Annotated in this window: 21 protein-coding genes; 13 read left to right on the forward strand and 8 right to left on the reverse strand. The window is 72.8% G+C overall.

Annotated features, from left to right (window positions below; genetic code table 11):
* Positions 1–51: 51 nt before the first annotated feature.
* From BJY16_RS46615 to BJY16_RS28975, 6 genes are all read left to right on the forward strand, one after another.
* A complete protein-coding gene (locus BJY16_RS46615; protein ID WP_203759245.1) occupies positions 52–1266 on the forward strand; it encodes a DUF805 domain-containing protein in 1215 nt (404 codons plus the stop codon).
* 9 nt (positions 1267–1275) lie between these two features.
* Positions 1276–1851 (forward strand): Crp/Fnr family transcriptional regulator, encoded by a 576-nt coding sequence (locus BJY16_RS28955; RefSeq protein ID WP_185042717.1) that lies wholly within the window; start codon positions 1276–1278, stop codon positions 1849–1851.
* An 88-nt stretch (positions 1852–1939) separates the two neighbouring features.
* On the forward strand, positions 1940–2407 hold the full coding sequence (locus BJY16_RS28960) for a hypothetical protein (RefSeq protein WP_185042718.1): 468 nt from the start codon (positions 1940–1942) through the stop codon (positions 2405–2407).
* A gap of 68 nt (positions 2408–2475) precedes the next feature.
* Positions 2476–3333 carry an alcohol dehydrogenase catalytic domain-containing protein gene (locus tag BJY16_RS28965; protein ID WP_185042719.1) on the forward strand — a complete coding sequence of 286 codons (858 nt, stop codon included), beginning with the start codon at positions 2476–2478 and terminating at the stop codon, positions 3331–3333.
* Between the two features lie 204 nt (positions 3334–3537).
* A complete protein-coding gene (locus BJY16_RS28970) occupies positions 3538–4398 on the forward strand; it encodes a DODA-type extradiol aromatic ring-opening family dioxygenase (RefSeq protein ID WP_185042720.1) in 861 nt (286 codons plus the stop codon).
* A 55-nt stretch (positions 4399–4453) separates the two neighbouring features.
* Positions 4454–4990, forward strand: a complete 537-nt coding sequence (locus tag BJY16_RS28975; protein WP_185042721.1) for a YrhB domain-containing protein — start codon at positions 4454–4456, stop codon at positions 4988–4990.
* A 38-nt stretch (positions 4991–5028) separates the two neighbouring features.
* Here BJY16_RS28975 and BJY16_RS48645 read toward each other — a convergent pair whose 3' ends face one another.
* On the reverse strand, positions 5029–8259 hold the full coding sequence (locus tag BJY16_RS48645; protein WP_185042722.1) for a CHAT domain-containing protein: 3231 nt from the start codon (positions 8257–8259) through the stop codon (positions 5029–5031).
* 80 nt (positions 8260–8339) lie between these two features.
* Between BJY16_RS48645 and BJY16_RS28985 the strand changes: the two genes are divergently transcribed.
* Both BJY16_RS28985 and BJY16_RS28990 read left to right on the forward strand, forming a co-directional pair.
* Entirely contained in the window at positions 8340–9998 is a 1659-nt protein-coding gene (locus BJY16_RS28985) for an amylo-alpha-1,6-glucosidase (RefSeq protein ID WP_185042723.1), read from the forward strand.
* A gap of 95 nt (positions 9999–10093) precedes the next feature.
* A complete protein-coding gene (locus BJY16_RS28990) occupies positions 10094–10525 on the forward strand; it encodes a universal stress protein (RefSeq protein WP_203759243.1) in 432 nt (143 codons plus the stop codon).
* A 163-nt stretch (positions 10526–10688) separates the two neighbouring features.
* Here BJY16_RS28990 and BJY16_RS28995 read toward each other — a convergent pair whose 3' ends face one another.
* On the reverse strand, positions 10689–11333 hold the full coding sequence (locus BJY16_RS28995) for a TetR/AcrR family transcriptional regulator (RefSeq protein WP_185042724.1): 645 nt from the start codon (positions 11331–11333) through the stop codon (positions 10689–10691).
* A gap of 41 nt (positions 11334–11374) precedes the next feature.
* Positions 11375–11884, reverse strand: a complete 510-nt coding sequence (locus BJY16_RS29000) for a hypothetical protein (RefSeq protein ID WP_185042725.1) — start codon at positions 11882–11884, stop codon at positions 11375–11377.
* A gap of 286 nt (positions 11885–12170) precedes the next feature.
* Between BJY16_RS29000 and BJY16_RS29005 the strand changes: the two genes are divergently transcribed.
* Positions 12171–12437: a hypothetical protein gene (locus BJY16_RS29005; RefSeq protein WP_185042726.1), complete on the forward strand. Its 267-nt coding sequence runs from the start codon at positions 12171–12173 to the stop codon at positions 12435–12437.
* Between the two features lie 345 nt (positions 12438–12782).
* On the opposite strand, the gene BJY16_RS29010 is transcribed toward BJY16_RS29005, so the two are convergent.
* Together BJY16_RS29010 and BJY16_RS29015 are read right to left on the reverse strand one after the other, a co-directional pair.
* Positions 12783–13607, reverse strand: coding sequence for an alpha/beta fold hydrolase (locus tag BJY16_RS29010; protein ID WP_185042727.1), 825 nt, complete (start codon positions 13605–13607; stop codon positions 12783–12785).
* 24 nt (positions 13608–13631) lie between these two features.
* Positions 13632–14015 (reverse strand): VOC family protein, encoded by a 384-nt coding sequence (locus tag BJY16_RS29015; protein WP_185042728.1) that lies wholly within the window; start codon positions 14013–14015, stop codon positions 13632–13634.
* A gap of 56 nt (positions 14016–14071) precedes the next feature.
* Here BJY16_RS29015 and BJY16_RS29020 point away from each other — a divergent pair, with 56 nt between their 5' ends.
* The 3 genes from BJY16_RS29020 (at position 14072) to BJY16_RS29030 (ending at position 15778) form a co-directional block, all read left to right on the forward strand.
* Complete coding sequence (locus BJY16_RS29020) at positions 14072–14746, forward strand: TetR/AcrR family transcriptional regulator (protein WP_185042729.1); 675 nt, start codon at positions 14072–14074, stop codon at positions 14744–14746.
* Positions 14747–14814: 68 nt separating this feature from the next.
* The gene (locus BJY16_RS29025; protein ID WP_185042730.1) at positions 14815–15477 is read left to right on the forward strand and encodes a superantigen-like protein SSL4; all 663 of its coding nucleotides are present in this window, start codon (positions 14815–14817) and stop codon (positions 15475–15477) included.
* A 97-nt stretch (positions 15478–15574) separates the two neighbouring features.
* Positions 15575–15778 carry a hypothetical protein gene (locus BJY16_RS29030; protein ID WP_185042731.1) on the forward strand — a complete coding sequence of 68 codons (204 nt, stop codon included), beginning with the start codon at positions 15575–15577 and terminating at the stop codon, positions 15776–15778.
* Positions 15779–16001: 223 nt separating this feature from the next.
* Here BJY16_RS29030 and BJY16_RS29035 read toward each other — a convergent pair whose 3' ends face one another.
* The gene (locus BJY16_RS29035) at positions 16002–16430 is read right to left on the reverse strand and encodes a hypothetical protein (RefSeq protein WP_185042732.1); all 429 of its coding nucleotides are present in this window, start codon (positions 16428–16430) and stop codon (positions 16002–16004) included.
* Positions 16431–16536: 106 nt separating this feature from the next.
* The gene (locus BJY16_RS29040) at positions 16537–18159 is read right to left on the reverse strand and encodes a long-chain fatty acid--CoA ligase (protein ID WP_203759241.1); all 1623 of its coding nucleotides are present in this window, start codon (positions 18157–18159) and stop codon (positions 16537–16539) included.
* 74 nt (positions 18160–18233) lie between these two features.
* Between BJY16_RS29040 and BJY16_RS29045 the strand changes: the two genes are divergently transcribed.
* Positions 18234–19847 (forward strand): AMP-binding protein, encoded by a 1614-nt coding sequence (locus BJY16_RS29045; protein ID WP_185042733.1) that lies wholly within the window; start codon positions 18234–18236, stop codon positions 19845–19847.
* A 27-nt stretch (positions 19848–19874) separates the two neighbouring features.
* Here BJY16_RS29045 and BJY16_RS29050 read toward each other — a convergent pair whose 3' ends face one another.
* Positions 19875–20585 carry a hypothetical protein gene (locus BJY16_RS29050; RefSeq protein ID WP_239177916.1) on the reverse strand — a complete coding sequence of 237 codons (711 nt, stop codon included), beginning with the start codon at positions 20583–20585 and terminating at the stop codon, positions 19875–19877.
* Positions 20586–20673 lie beyond the last annotated feature (88 nt).

Raw genomic sequence — 20673 nt, forward strand, 5'->3', positions numbered from 1 at the left:
CGCATCGATGAACCTCGACACCCTAGGCTGGCGGGCCGTCGAGGAGTTTGGATGAATGGGTACCTGACCGCACTACGCGACTACGCGAACTTCAACGGGCGCGCGCGGCGCGCCGAATACTGGTCGTTCCGGCTGGTCGACGGGCTGATCAGCATCTTCCTGATCGGCCTGGCGATCGTGGTGGACGACCGCGCGCCGTCGATCGGCCCGGCCTTCACCGGGATCTATTTCCTGTACGCGATCGGCACCGTCCTGCCCAGCTGGGCCGCGACCGTCCGGCGTCTGCACGACACCGACCGGTCCGGAGCGAACCTGCTGCTCGCCCTGATCCCGCTGGTCGGCGGCTTCGTCCTGCTGGTCCTGCTCTGCCTGGCGAGCACCCGCGGCCCGAACCGGTACGGCCCGGACCCGACGGGCTACGTCCCGCCCGGCTTCCCGCCGCCCGGCCCGGTCCCGCCCGGTTTCGCACCGCCCGGTTTCCCGCCGCCGGCCGCGGGGGCCGGCGTCCCGTATCCCGGCCAGCCCTACCCCTACCCGCCGCAGCCGCAGCCCTTCATCCAGTCCAAGGGCAAGTTCGCGCTGCGCCTGATCCTCGCCCCGATCCTGCTGATCGCCGTCTGCATGTTCGGCGGCCCGGCCCTGATGGACCTGGCCCGCGACGACTCCGGCGACGACAAGCCGGCCACCCCGGCCGGCACCACGTCCGCCGGCCCCCGCGACGGCGCCTCGAAGGTGCGCGGCGTCGCCACCAAGGGCTCCCGCAAGAGCACCGCGCCGCTCCGCGAGATCGACGACCTCACCCGGGTCTGCGACGGCTTCTACTACCCGGACGCCCCGCGCTACACCGGCCTGGCCCCGCACCCGATCGTCACCGCGAAACGCAACCGGTTGCTCTTCGACCACTGGACGGCGACGCCGTCGTTCCAGGTGCCGGACGGCGCCTGGCCGGGCGCCAAGGACGCGTGGCGGCCCACCGACCCGGCGAAGGTGCAGCTGGTGGCGTGCGCCGACCAGGTCGCGACCGGGCCGAAGGTGAACACCTGTCACGTCGACAAGCCACCGTCCGACGTGACCATGAAGGAGGCCGTCTTCAGCGTCACGCTCTACGAGGTGGCCACCCGCAACCGGCTGGCCCAGGCCAAGGTGACCGGCGACGACAAGGAGTGCGGATTCATCGCCATCTTCGTCGACGAGAACGACCAGGCGTACACCGAGATCTCCGATCAGCGGATGTGGGAGACCCTCAAGAAGTACGTCGAGGACTAGCATCGGCTCGTGCGGGACTCCTATGCGGCGCTGGCGGCCGGGCTGCGGCGGTGGGCGCCGATCCCGGACGCCGAGATGGCGCGGGCCCGGGCGGTGTTCCGGCCCCGGTTCGTTGCCGCCGGCACGGTGCTGCAGCGGGCCGGGGAGCCGTCGGCCGACCTGTCCTTCGTGGTGCGCGGGCTGACCCGGATGACGTATCCGGGTGCGGCCGGCCGTACCAAAGGCTTCCGCGCCGAAGGCGATCTCGTCTGTTCCTATGCGGCGGTGTTGCGCGGCGGGCCGTCACAGGTCGCCATCGACGCGGTGGAGGACTGTGCGCTGCTCACCGCCGGCCGGGCCGCGTTCGATCGGCTGTGTGCGGGGCATCCGGCCTGGCAGGAGATGCTGACGGCGATGACGCGGCGGCTCTTCCTGGACGAGGAGCGGCGTCAGGCGGATCTGCTCACCCTGGACGCGACGGCCCGATATCAGGGGTTCCTCCAGGACCAGCCGGGGCTCGCGGCCCGGCTCACGCAGAAACAGATCGCGGCGTACGTCGGGGTGTCCCCGGAGGCGCTGAGCCGTATCCGGCACGCCCTGCGGTGACGCCGAGCGGCAACGATAACCGGTGGCTTAACCGTCGGTGCGATCTTTCGCATTGTTCCGCGCCGATGCCCGCGGCGATCGTGGTGCCATGAGCGATACCTTCTCCCCGCCGGTGCGGCGGCTGACGATCACGACTCTCGCGGCGACCATGGCGGTGCTCGGGCTGGCGGCGCCGGCCCGAGCGGCTGCCAACCCGTTCACCGCGGCGCAGGCCTGCACCAACGACTTCGGCGGGTCGTGGGCCTACGCCTCGGACGGGCACCGGACGATCTACGCGGGCGGCACCAAGGTCGGCGACGTCTACCTGATGTACAACGGCGCGAACGGCCACAACTGCGTGGTGACCCTGAAGGCCATCAGCGTCGGCTCCGGCAGCGGCGTCGCGGCGCTGCTGCAGGTCGAGGGCAGCAGCTGGGTCGTCCAGTCGGACAATTACAAGTACTACGCCGCCGTCGACCGCTCCGCCGTCGACAAGTGCGTCAAGTACAGCGGCGAGGTCATGTACGGCACCCAGTGGTTCACCAACGGCCGGACCAGCTGGGGCAACTGCGGGTGACCGGCGTCTCCCGGTCGCGTTGATCTGGGTCAAGGCGGCCGGGAGCCCGGATTCCTAGCGTTGCGGGCATGACGAACGAAGAGATGGTCGCGGTCGGCGTCACCCGGTTCGGCGAGGAGCCGCGGCCGCTGCGCGTGCCGGTCCGCGCGGCCGGCGCGGGCGAGGTGCTGGTCCGGGTGGCGGCCGCGGCGGTCAACCCGGCGGACGTGGGCATGGTCGCCGGGACCTACCCGTGGGACGAGCCGGTGCGGTTCCCGCTGGTGCCCGGCTACGACGTGGCCGGCACCGACGCGGCGACCGGGGAGCCGGTGCTGGCGTTCACCGCGCACAAGGCCACCCAGGCCGGCGGGTACGCCGAATTCGTGACGCTGCCCGCCGAGCTGGTCGTGCCGCTGCCTCCGGCGGTGGACCCGGTCGCCGCGGCGCCGCTGCCGCTGGCCGGACTGACCGCGGCGCAACTGCTCGACGCGGTCGGCGAGGCGAAGACGCTGCTGATCAACGGACCGGGCGGCGCGATCGGCAGCCTGCTGGCGCAGCTCGCCACGGAACGGGGCATCACCGTCGTGCCGGTGACGGAGCCCGGCCCGGTGGACGCCGCCGTCGACGTGGCCGGCGGGGCGGTGGCGCGGGCCGCGTTCGACCGGGTCCGCGACGGCGGCCGCTATCTGACCGTGGTCCCGGAGTTCTGGGTGCCGGGCGGCCCGTTCACCGGGGAGCGCGGGATCACCCCCGAGGTGCTTGCGGTTTCGTACGACCGGGAGCAGTTGGCCGGGCTGGTCGCCCGTCTCGCCGCGGGGGAGCTGGTCGCCCGGGTCGGCGCGGTGCTGCCGCTGCACGAGGCGGCCCGGGCCCACCGGATCGTCGGCCGCGCGGCCGGCGCCCCGCGGGTGTCCGGCAAGGTGGTCCTGGTCCCCGGCGACCGGTGACCCTGGAAGTCACGGGCCGGCGTGCCGGTGCGCGGCCCACCGGCCGGGCGCTGCGGATACCGGTCCCGCAGCGCCCGCGCCGCGCGGTGCACGGCCTCCGCCGGGTCGCCGACTTACTTGCGGATTCAACTAAAGTCGAGCTACCGTCACTTAAGGCTTGAAGTCATGAAGCCGCCGCGAGCAGCCCGACACTGAGGTGAGACCATGGACCCGTTCCGCCCCGACACCCCGGCCGGTGCCTATGACGCGCTGCTGGCCCGGGTGCTGCCGCAGGCGCGATCCCAGCAGCGGTGGACGCCGGCCGACGGTGCCTTGCCCGCCCTCTTCGTCAGCCACGGCGCGCCACCGACCCTGGACGACCCGCGATGGCTGGACGACCTTTACACCTGGGGGCAGTCGATGCCCAAGCCCCGGGCCATCGTCGTCGTCTCGGCCCACTGGGAGAGCGCGCCGGCCGCCCTGTCCGCCTCCGCCGCCGGCACCCCGCTCCACTACGACTTCGGCGGCTTCCACCCGCGCTACTACACCCTGCCCTATGCCACCCCGGACGCCACCGACCTGGCCCGCCGGGTCGCCGGCGTGCTCCCCGGCGACGGGCCGGTTCATCAGTACGTCGACCGCGGCCTCGACCACGGCGCGTTCATCCCGCTGATGGCGATGTACCCGGCCGCCGACGTGCCGGTCGTGCAGCTGTCCATGCCGAGCCTCGAGCCGGAGGCGCTGCTGGCGCTCGGGCAGCGTCTGCGGGTGCTGCGCCAGGAGGGGATCCTGGTCATCGGCTCCGGCTTCATGACGCACAGCTTCGCCGCGATGCGCGATCCGCGCCTGGCCGGGCACACCGCGGCGTTCGACGAGTGGGCCGTCGACGCGGTCGTGCGCGGCGACGTCGACGCGCTGGCCGACTACCGCGCCAAGGCACCCGGCGCCGACGTCGCCCACCCGACCGCCGACCACTACGTCCCGCTCCTGCTCGCGGTCGGCGCCGCCGACGACCCGACCACCGCGGTCTCGGCGATCGAGCGCTTCACCATCGGCAACTCCATCCGCTCGCTGCGCATCGACTGATCCGCGCGGGTAAAGCGCTGGTCCGAAGGCCCGGATCTGCCGGATCATGCGTGTCGTGATCACGAAGGCGCGTGCCGTGGAGCTGGTCGAAGCCCACCTCGTCCGGGAGCGGCAGGAGCAGCCGACCCTGCCCGAGCTGGCCGTCGTCGACGTGGAGGAACACGCCCTGGGCTGGCTGGTCTACTGGAACTCCGCCGAGTACGCCCGCACCCGGGAATTCGGCGCGTGCCTGATCGGTCAGGGCCCCTATCTCGTCGACCGGAGCGACGGCAGCATCCACCACATCCCGGTCACCACGTTCATCGGCGAGGCGTGGCCCGAGCTGTACCGGGAGCAGGTCCAGGGGATCGCCCCGCCGGACCCGTTGCTGGACGCGATCCGTGACGTCGCTCGGCGCGAGGGCCGCCTTGCCGCGCTGCGCCTGCTGCGCCGGACGGCTCCGCAGTTCTCGATCGCGGAGGCGGTCGCCTACGTGGATGCCGTTCTGGACGGCGGCGAGCCCGCCGAGGAACTCACCAGCCGCACCCGGGACCCGGACCGGCGGTCCTTCTTCCCGATCGAGAGGCTGACCGGCCCGGCCGCCGACGCCTGACGCTCAGGAGCCCGGCGACGCCCACCCCTCGGCGTCCATCAGGGACCGAAGTGCAGGTGAGCGGCCCACCGGTCCGGATACTGGCGGCGTCGCTCGCGCAGCGCGCGGACCGCCAGGTGCACTGCCGTCGCCGGATCCGCGCCCCGCGCCAGGTGGCCGTAGACCGCCTGGCTCAACCGCCACGAGACCCGGTCCTGGACCGGCCACAGCGTGCCGATCACGTGGGTGAAGCCGGCCAGTTGCAGGGCCGAGGCGATGTGGATCGACTCGTCCGGGACGCGGGCCCCGGCGTCCGCGGTCATGCACGCCGACAGGTAGGCGAGGTGGCCGCGGCTCAGGTCGAGGCCGGTCAGCTCGCGGGCGGTCAGCGGCCCGTCGTGCAGCGCGAGGTAGCCGGCCGCCGGGTCGGTCGCGGTGGTGGCGTGGCAGGCCAAGTGCACCCATCGGGCGCGGGGCAGCCATTCGCGTACGGCGTCGCGGGTGGCCTGCTCGTCCCGCAGCAGCACGGCGTCACCGCCGAGCAGTGCCGCGGCCTCCTCGGCTTCGCCGCGCGCCCAGGGCAGTGCCTCCATGCCGGCTGCCGCGCCGACCCCGATCGCCAGGATCCGGCTGTCGTGCCGGTCCCGGCCGGGACGGGCGGCGTGGTCGAGGATCCGGGCGGTCGGCGCGTACGACGAGATCACCAGGTCGAGCACGCCGGTCTCCCGGCCGGCGGCGTGCAGCGGCAGCGCGGCGAACGGCCCGGTGGGGATCCACCACACCCGGGGCCATCGTCCGTCCGGCCCGGGTGGCGCGGTGTGCCCGAGGTGCTCCAGGATCGGGCCGGTCACCGTGTCCCACAGCCAGCCGAGCACGTCGCGGACCGTGTCCGACTCGCCCGCCGCGATCGCCTTGCGCAGCAGGTTCGCGCCCTCGATCGCGTCGTCGTAGGTCAGGTGCGGCAGCGGCACCGTACCCGGTCCGCGCCCGGTCATGGTCAGCGCGTGGCAGCCCTCGTCGCTGGCGAGCACCGCGACCACCGTGCCGCCGCGGGCCGCCCGGCGCAGCTCGGCCGGGCTGGGCGGCAGCCCGAACCGGTCGAGGCCCGGCACCCGGCGGATCTCGTCGAGCAGGCGCTGCCAGCCGGCGGCCTGCGCGGCCCGGTCGGTGATCTGCCGGCGGCTGCGCACCCCGGCCGCGTCCGGGGTCGGGTCGGCGTCCAGCGCGGCCCGGGCCTCGACCACCCGGTCGGCCAGGTCGGGACGGACGCGACGCAGCTCGCCGAGGCCGGCGCGGCCCTCCAGGGACTGTCCGAGCAGCACGCCCCGGCCCTGCTCCAGCCAGGCCCAGGCCTGCTCGGCGTCGCCGAGGGTGAGCGCGGTGACCGCGGCCTCGGCGCCGAGGTTGCCGACCAGGCTCAGGTGGTGCTGCCGGTCGGCGCGGCCGAGGCCGTGGTCGGTGACTTCCGGGAGCCGGGCGAAGACCGTCGCCCAGGCGCGGGCGGCCTCGTCCGGGCGGCCCGCCTCGGCGGCCAGCCGGGCCCACGAGTGGCCCATCTGGGTGCCGAGCGACGGCGCGATCCCGGGGGCCAGCGTCGCCTCCCGCAGCACGTCCAGGGCCCGGTCGCGAGCCGGGCCCGGCCGGCCGCCGGCCAGCGCGCGCAGCGCCAGGCCGAGGTTGCCGAGGTAGCCGCCGCGGTCCGGATGGCCGGCGGGCAGCCCGTCCAGGGCGGTGGTCGCGGCCTCGATCGCCTCGTGCAGGGCGGGTTCGTCGCCGGTGGCCTCGTGCCAGGCCCGGCCGACGATCGCCAGGTTCGTCAGCACCTGCCGGCGGTCGGGATGGTCGGCCGGCAGGGCGTCCCGGGCCGCGCGCAGGTGGCGCAGCGCCTCCTCCAGGTCGTCCGGATCGCCGCCGTGCTCGAAACGGGTCCAGAGCGCCGAGCCCAGGTTCGCCCGGCTGGCCGTGCCGCGCGGTGCGCGCCGCCCGGCGGCGATGGCCTCGTCCAGGTCGGCCGGATCGCCGGTCCGTTCGAAGCGGGCGCGCAGGGCGACGCAGAGCTGCGACCACGCCCGCGCCTGGGTCCGTGCCGGTGGCATGGCGAGCACCTGCCGCAGCAGGTCGATGGCCGCGTCCAGGTCGACGCCGCTGCCGGTGTGGCCGGATCGGATGGTGAGGACCACGGCCAGGTTGTGCCGGGCGTCGAGCAGGTCGGGGTGGTCGTCCGGCAGCGACGCCAGGTCGTCCCGGTGCAGGTCGACCGCTTCGTCCAGGTCGGCGATGTCGCCGGTCCGCTCGAATCGCTCGACCAGCGCGGCGGCGAGCAGGTCGGGCGCGCCGGTCCGGGCCAGCGCCACGAACTCGTCCAGGTCGGCGTCGTCGCCGTACCGTTCGAACCGGGCGTGCACCGCGTTGGCCAGGCACTCCACCCGGCGGCCGCGGTCCGGGTGGTCGTCCGGGACGGCGTCCAGCGCCCAGCGGAGGATCCGCAGCGCCTCGTCCAGGTCGGTGTCGTCGCCGAACGCCTCGAACCGCTGCCGCAGCGCGCCGCCGACATTGGAGAGGAATCCGGAGCGGTCCGGATCGTCCGGGTCGGCCAGGCTGACCGCGCGGCGGCTCAGGTCGATCGCCTCGTCCAGGTCGGCGCGCGCGCCGGTACGGCCGAACCGGCTGAGCACCGCCGACGCCAGATTGGCGTGGAAGAGCGCGTTCCCGGGCGTCCGGGCGACCGCCTCCCGATGCACGCGCAGCGCCTCGTCCAGATCGCCGGGGTCACCGGTCCGCTCGTAGCGGGCGTGCCGCGCCAGCCCGAGGTTGGACAGCAGTCCGGCCCGGTCCGGGAAGCCGGCCGGCGCCTCGGCCACCGCAGCCTCCATCAGGTCGACCGCCCGGTCCAGCACCTCACGGCACTCCGCGGCGGCCGACGAGTCGAGCAGAACGGTCGCCTCCAGGCTCCACTCCTCAGGCGTGTCGCCGATCCGCGGTGCGACCCGGGCCAGCGCCGGCACGAGGACGCCGGGCAGCTCGTCCACGTACGCGAGAAAGCATTTCTCCCACCAGATCAGCGCGGCCTGCACCTCCCGCGCCCGCTCGTCGTCGCCGACGAGCGGACCGCGCACCCAGTGCCAGGCGCCCAGCAGATAGGCCGCGTCGACGTCGTGGTCGGCGTGCTCGGCCAGCTCGGCCACGGCGGCGAAGGCCTCGGCCCCGAGAACGGCGTCCGGATCCTCGCCCGCCCGCGAGACGATCTCGAGAAGGACATCCTTGAGGTGGTCGGCGCGGGGGAGGGACACGAAGAGGGAGTTTCCCAGCCATGCTTGTTGATCGCCATGACCGGAGTGGATTTTCCCCGAACGGGCACGAGAGGAACCCCATGGACATCCCGTTCAGTCACCGCGGCTCGTGGTTCGGCATCTCGCCGGTGGTGGCCGAGAACACCTGGGCCGACGACCTGCACCTGGTCTCGCACCGGCACGGCATGCACGCGATCCTGCGGTTCACCGTGCCCGGCGCCGCCGTCACCGCCACGCCGGCGCTGCTCAGCTGGCAGCGCGGCGACGGGCGGATCGACCTGGTCTATCAGGACCCGGACACGGTACGCCTGCGCGGCCACCGGCTCGGCCTCCGGATCGCCGCGGCCGCCGGCACGCTCACCCCGTTCAGCGGCACCTACCTCTACCGCGATCCGGTCGACGGCTCGCACGTGTTCACCTCCTACGAGACCGGCCGCCGGTACCGCGTCACGGTGGTCGCCGGGGAACTGGCCTCGGCCCGCGGCGCGGAAGCCCTCGGCACCGCCGAGCGGTTCCTCGACCTGCCCGCCGACCGGGACTGGGAGCTGGCGATCGAGGAGTTCGGCACCGCCCGCCGTCCCTACCGCGGCGCGGCGCCCTTCGACCGGTTGCACGACACGGCCCGGGCCACCTTCGCGGCGTTCGCCGACGCGGTCGCGCCGTGGCGATCCCCCGCGACACCGGCCGCCGAGCGCGCCGCCTCGGTGCTCTGGTCGGCCACCGTCGACCCGGCCGGCTTCGTCACCCGCCCGGCCGTGCTGATGTCCAAGCACTGGATGAACAAGGTGTGGAGCTGGGATCACTGCTTCAACGCCCTGGCCCTGGCCGCCGGCGAGCCCGAGCTGGCCCGGCACCAGTTCCTGCTGCCGTTCGACCACCAGGACGACAGCGGCGCGCTCCCGGACTCGGTCACTCACGCCGAGGTGCTGCACAACTTCGTCAAACCACCGATCCACGGGTGGGCCTGGCAGCGGCTGCGGCGGCTCGGACCGCCGATCTCCCGCCTCGACCCGGCGACCATCTATCGGCGGCTGGCCGCCTGGACCCGCTTCTGGCTGGACTTCCGGCGGGCGCCCGGCCACGAGCTGCCGCACTACCAGCACGGCAACGACAGCGGCTGGGACAACGCCACCACGTTCGACGGCGAGCGGGTCGTCGAGAGCGCGGACCTCGCCGCCTTCCTGATCCTGCAGCTGCGCTGCCTGGCCGAGCTGGCCACCGAACTGGGCGAGACCGGCGCCGGGTGGACGCCGATCGCCGACCGGATCCGCGACGCCATGCTGGACGAGCTGTGGACCGGCGAACGGTTCGAGGCCCGCGGCGCGTTCTCCGGCCGGCGCCGCCCGAGCACCAGCCTGCTCGACCTGATGCCGATCGTGCTGGGTGACGACCTGCCGGCCCCGATCGCGGCGGCGCTCGCCCGCGGCATCGAGCGGCACCTGACTCCGCACGGCCCGGCGACCGAACCGGTGACCTCCGCCGACTACGCCGCCGACGGGTACTGGCAGGGCCCGATCTGGGCGCCGTCCACCGTCCTGATCGAGGACGGCCTGCGCCGGGCCGGGCAGACCGGCTTGGCCGACGAGATCAGCCGGCGTTTCCGGGCCCTCTGCGAGCGGTCCGGCTTCGCGGAGAACTTCGACGCCCGGACCGGCGCCGGCCTGCGCGACCGCGCCTACACCTGGACCGCGAGCAGCTATCTGATCCTGGCCGCCGCCCACGAGCAGCGTCGCGGCTGATTCCTTCGTTGCCGAATCATCTCCGTCGACCTACAGTCGTAGTTAAGTGAACGGTTGGCGTTCAGTATGGTGGCGGCGCGTCGGAGGTGGCTGCTGTGCGTCAGCGAGTGATGGTTGTCGGCATCGACGGCTCCGAGTCCTCCCGGCGGGCCGCCGCCTACGCCGTCGGCCTGGCCGGGCGAGAGGGCGCCAGGCTGATCGGCGTCTATGTCCGCCCGCTGCCGAGCAGCATGGTGTCGATGGCCGACACGTCCGGTGCGGCCGCCGCGTCGGTCGTCGCCTCGCAGGACGAGGTGGTCACCGAGTTCCACGACACGCTGCGGCGCGAGCGGACCCGGTCCGGCGTCGACATGGAGATCGTCGTGCGGCAGGGCGACCCGTTCACCGAGCTGTGCCAGGCCGCCAACGAGACCTGGGCGGACGCGGTCATCGTCGGCCGCTCGGAGAGCCTGCTGCACCGGATCGCCGGCTCGGTCGCCCAGCGCCTGGTCCGTTGCGGCCGCTGGCCGGTCACGGTCGTCCCCTGAAAACCCCAGATCAAGACCGGTTTGCGGTACGGCCGGAGCACCCGCCCAGGGTTGCCCACGGCCGATGTCGCGTATGGCCGATGTCTCGTGGCGGGCACTCCGGACTGACGTGGCCGGTGGTGGGCCGCTGCGGTCGTACCGGAAATCGGTCTTGATCTCGGGGTCAGACCGGCGGGCGGAACAGCGGCGTCACGCGGGCCCGCGGATCGGGGGCGACCACCGCGTGCAGCAGGAAGTCGACCAGCTGCCGGGCGTGCCCGGCGGCCTCGGCGGCCAGCGCGGCGCGCCGCTCCGGCGGGGTGGTCAGCGCGTGCATCATCGCCCCGCCGAGCAGGGTGTTGAGCAGCAGGGTGACCGAGGTCGCGGCCGGCAGCTCGCCCCGGTCGATGCCGCGGCGCACGATGGCCCGGGCCGCCTCGATCTGCGAATTGCGCAGCTGCACGTAGTGCTCGGCGACGCCCGGAATGCTCGCCGCCTCCAGGTTCAGCCGCAGCGCCGCCCGCCCGGCCGGCCCGGTGTAGATCTCGATGATCTGGGTCGCCAGCTGCACCAGGTCGCCGCGGAGCGTGCCGGTGTCGACATCGCTGACCGTGGCCAGCCTGCCGGTCAGCGCGTCGGTGAGCAGCTCCTCCTTGCTGGTCCAGCGCAGGTAGAGGGTGGCCTTCCCGATCCCGGCGCGGCGCGCGACCGTCTCCATCGCGAACCCGGCCCACCCGCCGTCCCCGAACACGTCCAGGGCGGCCTGGCTGATCCGGCGGTCCACCTCCGGGTCACGCGGCCGTCCCGGGCCCGCTGCCGTAGCGCTCATGGCGAATACTCTCGCACATTGCTGAACGTTCCTCGTCAGCATTAAACCGCGCCGAGGAACGCCGCTATCCGCCTGATGTCCCTGGGCCGGAGCCCGCAACTGCCGCTGGGCGCGACCAGCAGCGCCCGCCCGTCCCGCTCCGCGTCGCCGAGCCGCGGGTGCCGCTCGCGCGCCGCGCCGATCTCCTCGTCGTCCGTCCACACCAGCGGCCGTCCGCTGCCCAGCACCTCCAGCGCGGCGCGCGCCTTCATCTCGGCCCAGCTCAGATCGTTCGCCCGCGCCGGGAACGCGGTCCGGAACGGCCCGGCTGCCAGCGCGTCCTGAAGGTTCTGGATGTCGGTGCACCAGGTGCTGCACCACCGCACCTCAGCGAGCCGATCGTGGTGGATGCGGTTGATCGCGTCGACGACACGAGGCTCCCACCGGATCCGATAGGAGTATTGATCGGCCGCCGACCACACCTGCACGACATGCGGTTCCCGCCGCCAGCCCGCGTAGTAGGCGTTGACCACCCCGTCCACGTCGAGAAGCCACACCGGACGCCCGCTCATGTACGCCTCTTCATCCCTCCGCCGCATCGGTTCCGCTGAAGATCAAGGCGGTGACGCCATTCGCTAAACCACGATGTCGGTGAATGCAACATTCATCCCTACTCCTTCGTCTTTCTTTCCGTCCCGCCATGCTGTTTCGGACCCTGTCGGCTCCGTACCGTGGAGACGTCGGTCGGTGAATGAAACAAGTTCACGCACAAACGAAACGGCACCCGCCTTGCCCGCGGATGCCGCCTTTCGTCCACCCACCCGCGGACCCGCTGAGAGCCGAAGGGAAGGTAGCCCCATGACCGTAACAAGAGGTCCCGACTCCAACAACGACAACTCTGCCGCCCGAACACATCCGGCAGTGCCGGGCGTTCCCCGTGCGGTCTGGATCGGCTTCGCTCTGATCACGGGTTTGCTGGTCGGCGTGGCCGCCGGCGTGTTGTCGGCAGCCGGCGGTGTCGCCGTCCCGCTGGCCGTCCTTGCCGGTGGCGGAGCCTGCGGAAGTGCCATTCTGCTCGTGCTGGCGATCGTCCGATATGCCACCGAAGGGTGGCAGTCCTCCTGATCACGATGCGGTATTCCGACGCGACTGTGGATGGGTGCGCCGCGCGGTGGTTCTCGCGGATCATGCGCAGTTCTATGTTCAGGATGTTGCTGGGCAAGGGGGGACTGAGCAGAGCGAGGATTACGACTGGCCCGAGGTGTGGTCTCGCACCGGCCGGCAAGCCCGCCGACGCCGGCGCGTCCCGTCGAGCCCGGGGCGTATCGCGCCTACCACCTGGACCTGTGGCCGAGCGCCGCAGTGACCGGCGTCGCGGTCATCCAGCGCGGAGACCGGGACGACGCGGCCCCTGGGTCGATGAGCCCGATGACAGATGCGCAGTGGACGCTCGACCCGCCGGACGCACAGTCATTCGTGGCCGAACCCGGCGACCAGCTGGGCGAGCGAGGCGGAATCGGTCAGCGGCATCAGGTGGCCGGCGCCGTCGATCGTGGCGACCGTGGCGCCCGGGATCAGGCCGGCGAGGTGGGTGATCAGCCGGTGGACCGGGGGAGGGCTGGCGTCGCCCTGGACCAGCAGGACCGGAGGGCGCACCTTTCCCAGGTCGGCCGGCTCGACGGTCCAGGCGTCGACGGCGGGCATCTCCTCGGCGAAGAAGTACCGGCTGCGGGCGACCGCGTCGGCGACCGGCGCGACGCCGAGCGTCTCGGTCATCACCCGGCGGTGGCCGGGACCGCAGACCAGCGTCATGAACGTGTCGAAGGCGGCCGGCAGATCACCCCGTGCGGCGGCCGCCATCACCGAGCCGATCGCCGGACCGAACGCGGCCCGCAGCAACTCGTGGTCGACGGGGTCGACGAGCGGCGCGACCAGCGGCGGCTCGCACAGGGTGAGGGTGCGGACCGCCTCCGGGTGGTCGAGGGCCAGTTGGAGCGCCACTGTGGCTCCCGACGAGTGGGCGACCACGTGCGCGGGTGCGGCGCCCAGGTGGTCGAGCAGTGCGGCGGCGTGCTCGCTGTGGCCGGCGACGGTCAGTCCGGCGGGTGCCGGGACACCGGTGTACCCGGCGCGCACCATCCGGATGACGCGGTGGTCCCGCAGTGCCGGCTCGGCGGCCAGCGGCGTGAACCAGTCGGCCAGCCCGCCGCCGTGGATCAGCAGCACGGGCTCGCCGTCGCCGCCGGAGTCGGTGTAGGCGACGGCGCGCCACCGGGTCAGAGTCGTCTGAGTCATGGTTCGTTCCTTCCGCGATGAGGATCAGTCGGCGTAGAGGCGGATCTCGATGCCGTCCGGGTCGTGCAGGCCGACCAGCACCGATCCGCCCCGGTGCCCGGTGAGCACCCCGCCGTGCGGCTGGCCCAGCTCGTCCAGCCGCCGGCGCCACTGCTGGACGCCGTCCCGGGTCGGCACCCGGAGAGTGAGCAGGTCGAAGCCGGCCACCGCCGCGGCCCGAGCCGGGTCGTGGCGCAGCGCCAGGCCGAGCGAGCCACCGGCATCGCTGAGCGCCAGCCCCTTGACCACGCCGTCCTCGGTGAACTCGATGTCCACCCGCAGGCCGAGCACGGACGTGTACCACCGGCGGCTGCGGTCGAGGTCGGCGACCGGGAGTTTGACGTGATGAACGCCGGACAGGTCGGGCATCGGGCCACCCTTCGCTAGAAGCGCCTCTAGTGAGTTACTAGAGTAGGCTCTAGCGAATGACGGACGGCGTCAAGCGAGCGACGAAACCCGACAGCGCCCCCGGCCCCCGCCGCACCCGGGCGGAGCAGGCCCGGGCCACCCGCCGGCGGATCGTGGCCGCGGCCGCCGAGCAGTTCCTCGCCCACGGCTACGGGGCGACGCTGCTGGACCAGGTCGCCGAGCGGGCCGGCGTCGCCGTGCAGACCGTGTATTTCCACTTCGGCAACAAGCGCACCCTGCTCAAACACGTGATGGACGTGGCGGCGGTCGGCGACGACGAGCCGTTGCCGCTGCTCGACCGGCCGTGGATCCAGCGGATCCGGCAGGAGCCCGACCCGCGGCGGATCATCGAGCTGTGGGTGGCCAACGGCCGGGAGATCCTGCACCGGGTGGCCCCGCTGATGCGGGTGATGCGCGGCGCCACCGGCACCGACCCGGAGCTGGCCGCCCAGTGGCAGGTCAACCAGCAGCAGACCCGCGCCGCGCACGGCCTGCTCGCCGAGCTGCTGGCGGCGCGCGGCGCGTTGCGCCCGGGGCTCGACGTCGACCAGGCTCGCGACATCGCCTTCGCGATCGGCAACGTCGAGACCTACCTGCAGTTCGCCGACGTCTGCGGCTGGACACCGGAGCAGTGGCAGGAGCGGATCACCGGCACGCTCGCCGCCGCACTGCTCCACGGAGCCGGCTGTTGACCTTGCCGAGTCGCGGTGCCTAGTGTGTGCTCGTTCACATATATCGACACAGGACGGTACTTCTTCCTATGGCGCGTTCCGGGTTCCGGGAGGGCGGCTTCCGCGACGGCGTACGGGATCTGCTGCCCTGGGCGCCCACCGTCGTGGGTGTCAGCGTCCTGCTGTCGATGCTGGTCCTGACCTTGATCCGGCTGTCCCCGGCCGAGCACCGCGACGACCTCACGCTCGACCCGGTCCCGCCGCCATCGCCGCCGTTGAAGACCGCGATCGTCGCGCCGTCCCCGGCCGCCACGACGCCGTCGTCCGCGCGGCCCCCGGTCACGCGGTCCGCCTACTCCCGGCGGCCGGTCACCTGGTCGCCGTCGACCGCCACCCCGTCGCCGCGGCCCACCACGACCCGCCCCGCACCCCCGGCGGTCACCGGCCGTTACGGCGTCGTCGGCACCTATGACGCCGAGTTCATCGGCGAAGTCACCATCAGCAACGTCACCGGCGAGCCCCGGGACTGGACGGTCACGCTGCGCTTCCCGGCCAACGTCGGCGACCTGCGCACCTCGTGGGTCGAGTCCGCCCCGCAGGCCACCCTGAGCCGCTCCGGCGACACCTTCGTCTGGCGGTCCGGCGTGCCGGTCGAGCCGAGGTCCAGCGTGGTGCTCCGCTTCCAGTTCGCCCGAACCGGCACCGGCGACCGCCCCGCCACCTGCACGGTCAACGCCACGCGCTGCACCTGACCGGCGACCGGAGCACGCGGAACGGTCAGGTCCGCTCGGGCTCCGCCGATCATGCCGTCTCGGCTACTCTCCAGGCACTCGATCGCAGGAGGCACCAATGGGTCTGTCGGGCCGGGACTGTCCGGACTGCCGCCGCAGCGTCCGCGAGCCGTTCGAGAAGACGGTCACCGGACGTGAGGTCTGTCCGGACTGCGCCAACGCCCTGTTCATGGGCTCAGCCGCCGGCGCGATCACCGGCGACGCCGGTTCCGGCTACGGCGTGTGGGCCATGCTCATGCGCAAGATCCGCCGCAACAGCTGACCGCCAGGACAAGACCCATTTCCGGTACGAGGTAAGCGGGTGTGCGCGGTCCGTTCCGCGCGCCCGGAAAGCGCGGGGAAGGGCAACTGCTTCGACAGGCGGCGGCGAGAAGCGGCGGCGGTGGGGAGCGGCGGCTTCGGCAAGCGGCGGTGGACAGCGGCTGCTCCGAAAGGCAGCGGCCGTGGGCGTCCGCCCCGGAACGCGCGCTCGGTGGCCCTGCGGATCACGCCGGTCGGCCGAGGATGGTGAGGTCGCGGCGGCGGATGGTCCGGGACAGTGCGGCCATCGTCTCGTAGAACGGCTCGTCGGCCGGCTCGCCCAGCCGGACCAGCCGCCCGATCTGCGCCCCGACCCGGGGCAGCAGCTCGGCCACCGGCGCGGACTGCCGGAACGGCCGGTCGTGGTGCAGGCACAGCACCCCGCTCCGATGCTCGTCGACCGGCAGCGGGACGCTGACCGACGCCGTCGGGCACTCGAGGCCCGTTCGCGGGCACTCGGGCCGGCCGAAGCTCGCCGCGGCGATGACTCGCTCGCCGGCGGCGATCCGGATCGTGGCGGCCGCCGACATGCTCTCGCCCACCATCCGGGCGATCACCCGCAGGTCGCCGGCCAGGACCCGGTCGGCGTCGGAATCGGCGCGGCTGCTGATCACGGATTCTCCTCGGGCTGCGGGGACGGTGGACTGGCCCGACCATCGCCCCGCGCCCGGGTTTCCTGAAGCCTTCCGGCCAGGACGGGACCAAGGTCCCGAACCGCCCTCAGTCCGGCAGCCGGTACCCGGCGAACCGGTCGCGCAGCGCCTTCTTGGAGAACTTGCCGACGCTGGTCTTCGGCACCTCGTCGATGAACTCGATCGCGTCCGGCAGCCACCACTTGGCGACCCGCGGCGTCAGGAACTCCAGCAGCTCGTCCGCGGTCACCGCCGCGCCCGGCTTGCGCACCACGCAGGCGAGGGGCCGCTCCGACCACTTCTCGTGCGGGACGCCGATCACCGCCGCCTCGGCGACCGCCGGGTGCGCCATCAGCTCGTTCTCCAGCTCCACCGAGCTGATCCACTCGCCGCCGGACTTGACCAGGTCCTTGGTCCGGTCGACCAGGCGCACCGAGCCGTACCGGTCGATCGCGGCGACGTCGCCGGTCTTCAGCCAGCCGTCCGCGGTGAACTGGGCGTCGCCCTCGCCCCGGTAGTAGTCCCGGGCGATCCACGGGCCGGCCGCCTGCAGCTCACCGGTCGCCGTGTCGTCCCAGGGCAGTTCCTCCCCGGTGTCCGGGTCGGTGATCCGCAGCTCGACCAGCGGCGCGGCGACGCCCTGCCGGGCCCGGGCGTCGGCCTGCTCGTCCTCGGTGCGGCCGTCCAGGTGCGAGCGCGGGCTGCCCACCGTGGCGACCGGGGACGTCTCGGTCATGCCCCAGGCGTGCAGCAGCGGGAGCCCGATCGCGGCGCGGTACGCCTCGGACAGCGCGCGCGGAGCGGCCGAGCCGCCGCAGGCGACCACCCGCAGCGCGGACAGGTCGTGCGCGCCGAGCAGCGGCAGCATGCCCATCCAGATGGTCGGGACGCCGCCGGTGACCGTGACCCGGTGCCGGGCGAGCTGGGCGGCGATCGCCTCCGGCTGCATGTTCGGGCCGGGGAAGATCAGGTCGCTGCCGGCCAGCACCGCGCCGTACGGGATCCCCCAGGCGTTGGCGTGGAACATCGGCACGACCGGGAGCACCACGTCCCGCTCGGACAGCCCGAACGCGTCGGCGGTCAGCGTGAACAGCGAGTGCAGCACCGCCGACCGGTGGCTGTAGACCACGCCTTTCGGGTTGCCGGTGGTCCCGGAGGTGTAACACATCGCCGCGGCCCGGTTCTCGTCGGCGACCTCGAACCGGCCGGTGACCGGGTCCGCGGCGGCGAGCAGCGTCTCGTAGTCGTGCACCCGCGGATCGTCCGGGATCTCGCAGGCCGCCCCGTCGTCGATCACCACGATCGCCCGGACCGTGGCCAGCTGGTCCATCAGCGGCCGGAACACCGGCAGCAACGACCGGTCGACGAAGACCACCTCGTCCTCGGCGTGGTTCACGATGTAGACCAACTGCTCGGCGAAGAGCCGGATGTTCAGTGTGTGCAGCACCCGCCCGGTGCACGGCGCGGCCAGGTAGAGCTCCAGATGCCGGTCGGTGTTCCAGCAGAAGGTGCCGACCCGCCCGCCGGCGGAGACGCCGAGGGTGTCGAGCATGGTGGCGAGCCGCCGCACCCGGCCGGCCCACTCGGCGATCGTGGTGTCCCGTTCCCGGCCGACCTCGGCGGTGACCAGGCGTTTGTGCCCGAAGAGCTGCTCCGCCCGGTGGAACAGGTGGGGCAGGGTGAGCGGCCGGTCCTGCATCAATCCGAGCACGTGCGCCTCCCGACATCGATCGCCACCGTTAATGGGGTCTAACAATCCGGTGCCGGGCGGGTCAAGATGGGGTCGTGGACTCGCAGCTCAGCATCAGTACCGGCCCGGCCGAGCCGCCGCTGCTGGATCGCACCATCGGCGCCGACCTGCTGGCCACCGTGGCCCGGCACGGCGAGCGCGAGGCGCTGGTCGACTGCGCCTCCGGCCGCCGCTGGAGCTATCTCCAGCTCCGCGCGATCGTCGACGAGGTGGCGCTCGGCCTGCGCCGGCTCGGCGTGGCAAAGGGTGACCGGGTCGGGATCTGGGCGCCGAACTGCCCGGAGTGGGTCTTCATGCAGTACGCGACGGCCCGCCTCGGCGCGATCCTGGTGACCATCAACCCGGCGTACCGCACCCACGAGCTGCGGTACGTGCTGCAGCAGTCCGGTATCCGTACCCTGGTCGCCGTCCCGGCCTTCAAGACCTCGGACTACGCCGCGATGATCGGCGAGACCCGCGACGAGTGCCCGCAGCTGCGTGACGTGGTGCTGATCGGCGAGCCGTCCTGGGCCGCGCTGACCGCCGGCGGCGACGACCCGGCGGTGCTCGACGAGATCGAGGCGACCCTGCACCCGGACGACCCGATCAACATCCAGTACACCTCCGGCACCACCGGGTTCCCGAAGGGCGCGACGCTCTCGCACCGCAACATCCTGAACAACGGCTACCTGGTCGGCGAGCTGATCGACTACACCGAGGCGGACCGGGTCTGCATCCCGGTGCCGTTCTACCACTGCTTCGGCATGGTGATGGGCAACCTGGCGGCGACCAGCCACGGCGCGGCGATGGTGATCCCGGCGCCCGGGTTCGACCCCGGCCTGACCCTGCGGGCCGTCGCGGGGGAGCGTTGCACCTCGCTCTACGGTGTGCCGACCATGTTCATCGCGATGCTCCACCATCCGGACTTCGCCGGCTTCGACCTGTCCTCGCTGCGCACCGGGATCATGGCCGGCTCGCCCTGCCCGGTCGAGACGATGAAGCAGGTCATCGACCGGATGGGAATGACCGAGGTGTCGATCTGCTACGGCATGACCGAGACCTCGCCGGTGTCCTGCCAGACCCGCACCGACGACAGCCTGGAGCGCCGGGTGGCCACGGTCGGCCGGGTCGGCCCGCACCTGGAGGTGAAGGTGGTCGACTCGCACGGCGCGACCGTCCCGGTCGGCGAGACCGGTGAGCTGTGCACCCGCGGCTACTCGGTGATGCTCGGTTACTGGGAGCAGCCGGACAGGACCGCCGAGGCGGTCGACGCGGACGGCTGGATGCACACCGGCGACCTGGCCGTGATGGACGCCGACGGCTACTTGCGGATCACCGGCCGGATCAAGGACCTGGTGATCCGGGGCGGGGAGAACGTCTACCCCCGCGAGATCGAGGAGTTCCTGCTCACCCATCCGGACATTCTGGACGCCCAGGTGATCGGTGTCCCCGACGAGAAGTACGGCGAGGAGGTGATGGCCTGGATCCGGATGAAACCGTCCGCCACCCCCCTCGACGCCACCACCCTGCGCGCCTACTGCTCGGGCAAGCTGGCCCACTACAAGATCCCGCGCTACGTCCGCATCGTCGACGACTTCCCGATGACGGTCACCGGCAAGGTCCGCAAGGTCGAGATGCGCGAGATCGCCACCCGCGACCTGACCACTTGACGGGGACCCCTTTCCGGTACGAACCGGTCACACGCAATCCCAGCAGAACCGGCCCTCCCGCCGGTCGACGCTGAGGAACGCGTAGCCGGTGCCCCCGCCGAAGTTCAGTGCGAACGGGTCGTCGTCCGCTCCCTCGGCGCCGTCCAGCTGGAAGAAGAACCGCCACGAGGCGTCCAGCTCCGGCGGTGTCCACGGCTGCCAGAACAGCGGCTCGCCCCCGGCATAGCTGCGGCAGTCGACGTCGCCGCGCTCGTCCACCGGCTCCCCACGGCGGGCCGCCTCCTGATAGGCGACCTCCCGCTCGAACTCCTGCACCGCCGGCTCGGCGGGTTCGCGCAGGTCGAGGTGCAGCTCCACCGGCACTCGCTGAAACCAGTCGGCGCCGCGCCGCCACAGTGCCGGCCCGGTGCGCCTGGGCACGCCCGTCACGAACGGCGGCACCCGGCCGTCCGGCTGCACCAGCAGCGCGTTCTCCCCGCCGTCCAGGTCGTAGGTGCCGTCCTCGTCGCTGACGAAGAGGTAGGCCAGCGCCAGCTCGGGCCCCGGCAGCGGGAACTGGCCGACGAAGGTCATCGGCTCCGCGGAGGAGCGCGAGACCGGCCAGAGCGGCTCGGCCAGCCAGTGCGGCTGCCCGCCGAGCTTCGCGACCGGGCCGGTGACCGGCTCGGTGGCGGGCCGCCACGACATCTCCCGGCGGGGCGTCAGCCAGCGGCTGAACGGTCCGTCTGCCGACGTCACCAGTGCGGACTGTGCCAACCACGCCATGGCCGGTGAGCCTACGACACGAGGGGGTGCTCCGGCCGTACCCGAAGCGGGTCTTGATCTT

Source organism: Actinoplanes octamycinicus (assembly GCF_014205225.1).
GTDB classification, from domain to species: domain Bacteria; phylum Actinomycetota; class Actinomycetes; order Mycobacteriales; family Micromonosporaceae; genus Actinoplanes; species Actinoplanes octamycinicus.

Bases quoted from the DNA above. Each gene is read 5' to 3' on its own strand.
- BJY16_RS29000 (WP_185042725.1), bottom strand. From the start codon at position 11,884: ATGAGCGGGCGTCCGGTGTGGCTTCTCGACGTGGACGGGGTGGTCAAC.
- BJY16_RS28965 (WP_185042719.1), top strand. From the start codon at position 2,476: ATGACGAACGAAGAGATGGTCGCGGTCGGCGTCACCCGGTTCGGCGAG.
- BJY16_RS28985 (WP_185042723.1), top strand. From the start codon at position 8,340: ATGGACATCCCGTTCAGTCACCGCGGCTCGTGGTTCGGCATCTCGCCG.
- BJY16_RS28960 (WP_185042718.1), top strand. From the start codon at position 1,940: ATGAGCGATACCTTCTCCCCGCCGGTGCGGCGGCTGACGATCACGACT.
- BJY16_RS29015 (WP_185042728.1), bottom strand. From the start codon at position 14,015: ATGCCCGACCTGTCCGGCGTTCATCACGTCAAACTCCCGGTCGCCGAC.
- BJY16_RS29020 (WP_185042729.1), top strand. From the start codon at position 14,072: ATGACGGACGGCGTCAAGCGAGCGACGAAACCCGACAGCGCCCCCGGC.
- BJY16_RS29025 (WP_185042730.1), top strand. From the start codon at position 14,815: ATGGCGCGTTCCGGGTTCCGGGAGGGCGGCTTCCGCGACGGCGTACGG.
- BJY16_RS29005 (WP_185042726.1), top strand. From the start codon at position 12,171: ATGACCGTAACAAGAGGTCCCGACTCCAACAACGACAACTCTGCCGCC.
- BJY16_RS29010 (WP_185042727.1), bottom strand. From the start codon at position 13,607: ATGACTCAGACGACTCTGACCCGGTGGCGCGCCGTCGCCTACACCGAC.
- BJY16_RS28970 (WP_185042720.1), top strand. From the start codon at position 3,538: ATGGACCCGTTCCGCCCCGACACCCCGGCCGGTGCCTATGACGCGCTG.
- BJY16_RS46615 (WP_203759245.1), top strand. From the start codon at position 52: ATGAATGGGTACCTGACCGCACTACGCGACTACGCGAACTTCAACGGG.
- BJY16_RS28995 (WP_185042724.1), bottom strand. From the start codon at position 11,333: ATGAGCGCTACGGCAGCGGGCCCGGGACGGCCGCGTGACCCGGAGGTG.
- BJY16_RS29030 (WP_185042731.1), top strand. From the start codon at position 15,575: ATGGGTCTGTCGGGCCGGGACTGTCCGGACTGCCGCCGCAGCGTCCGC.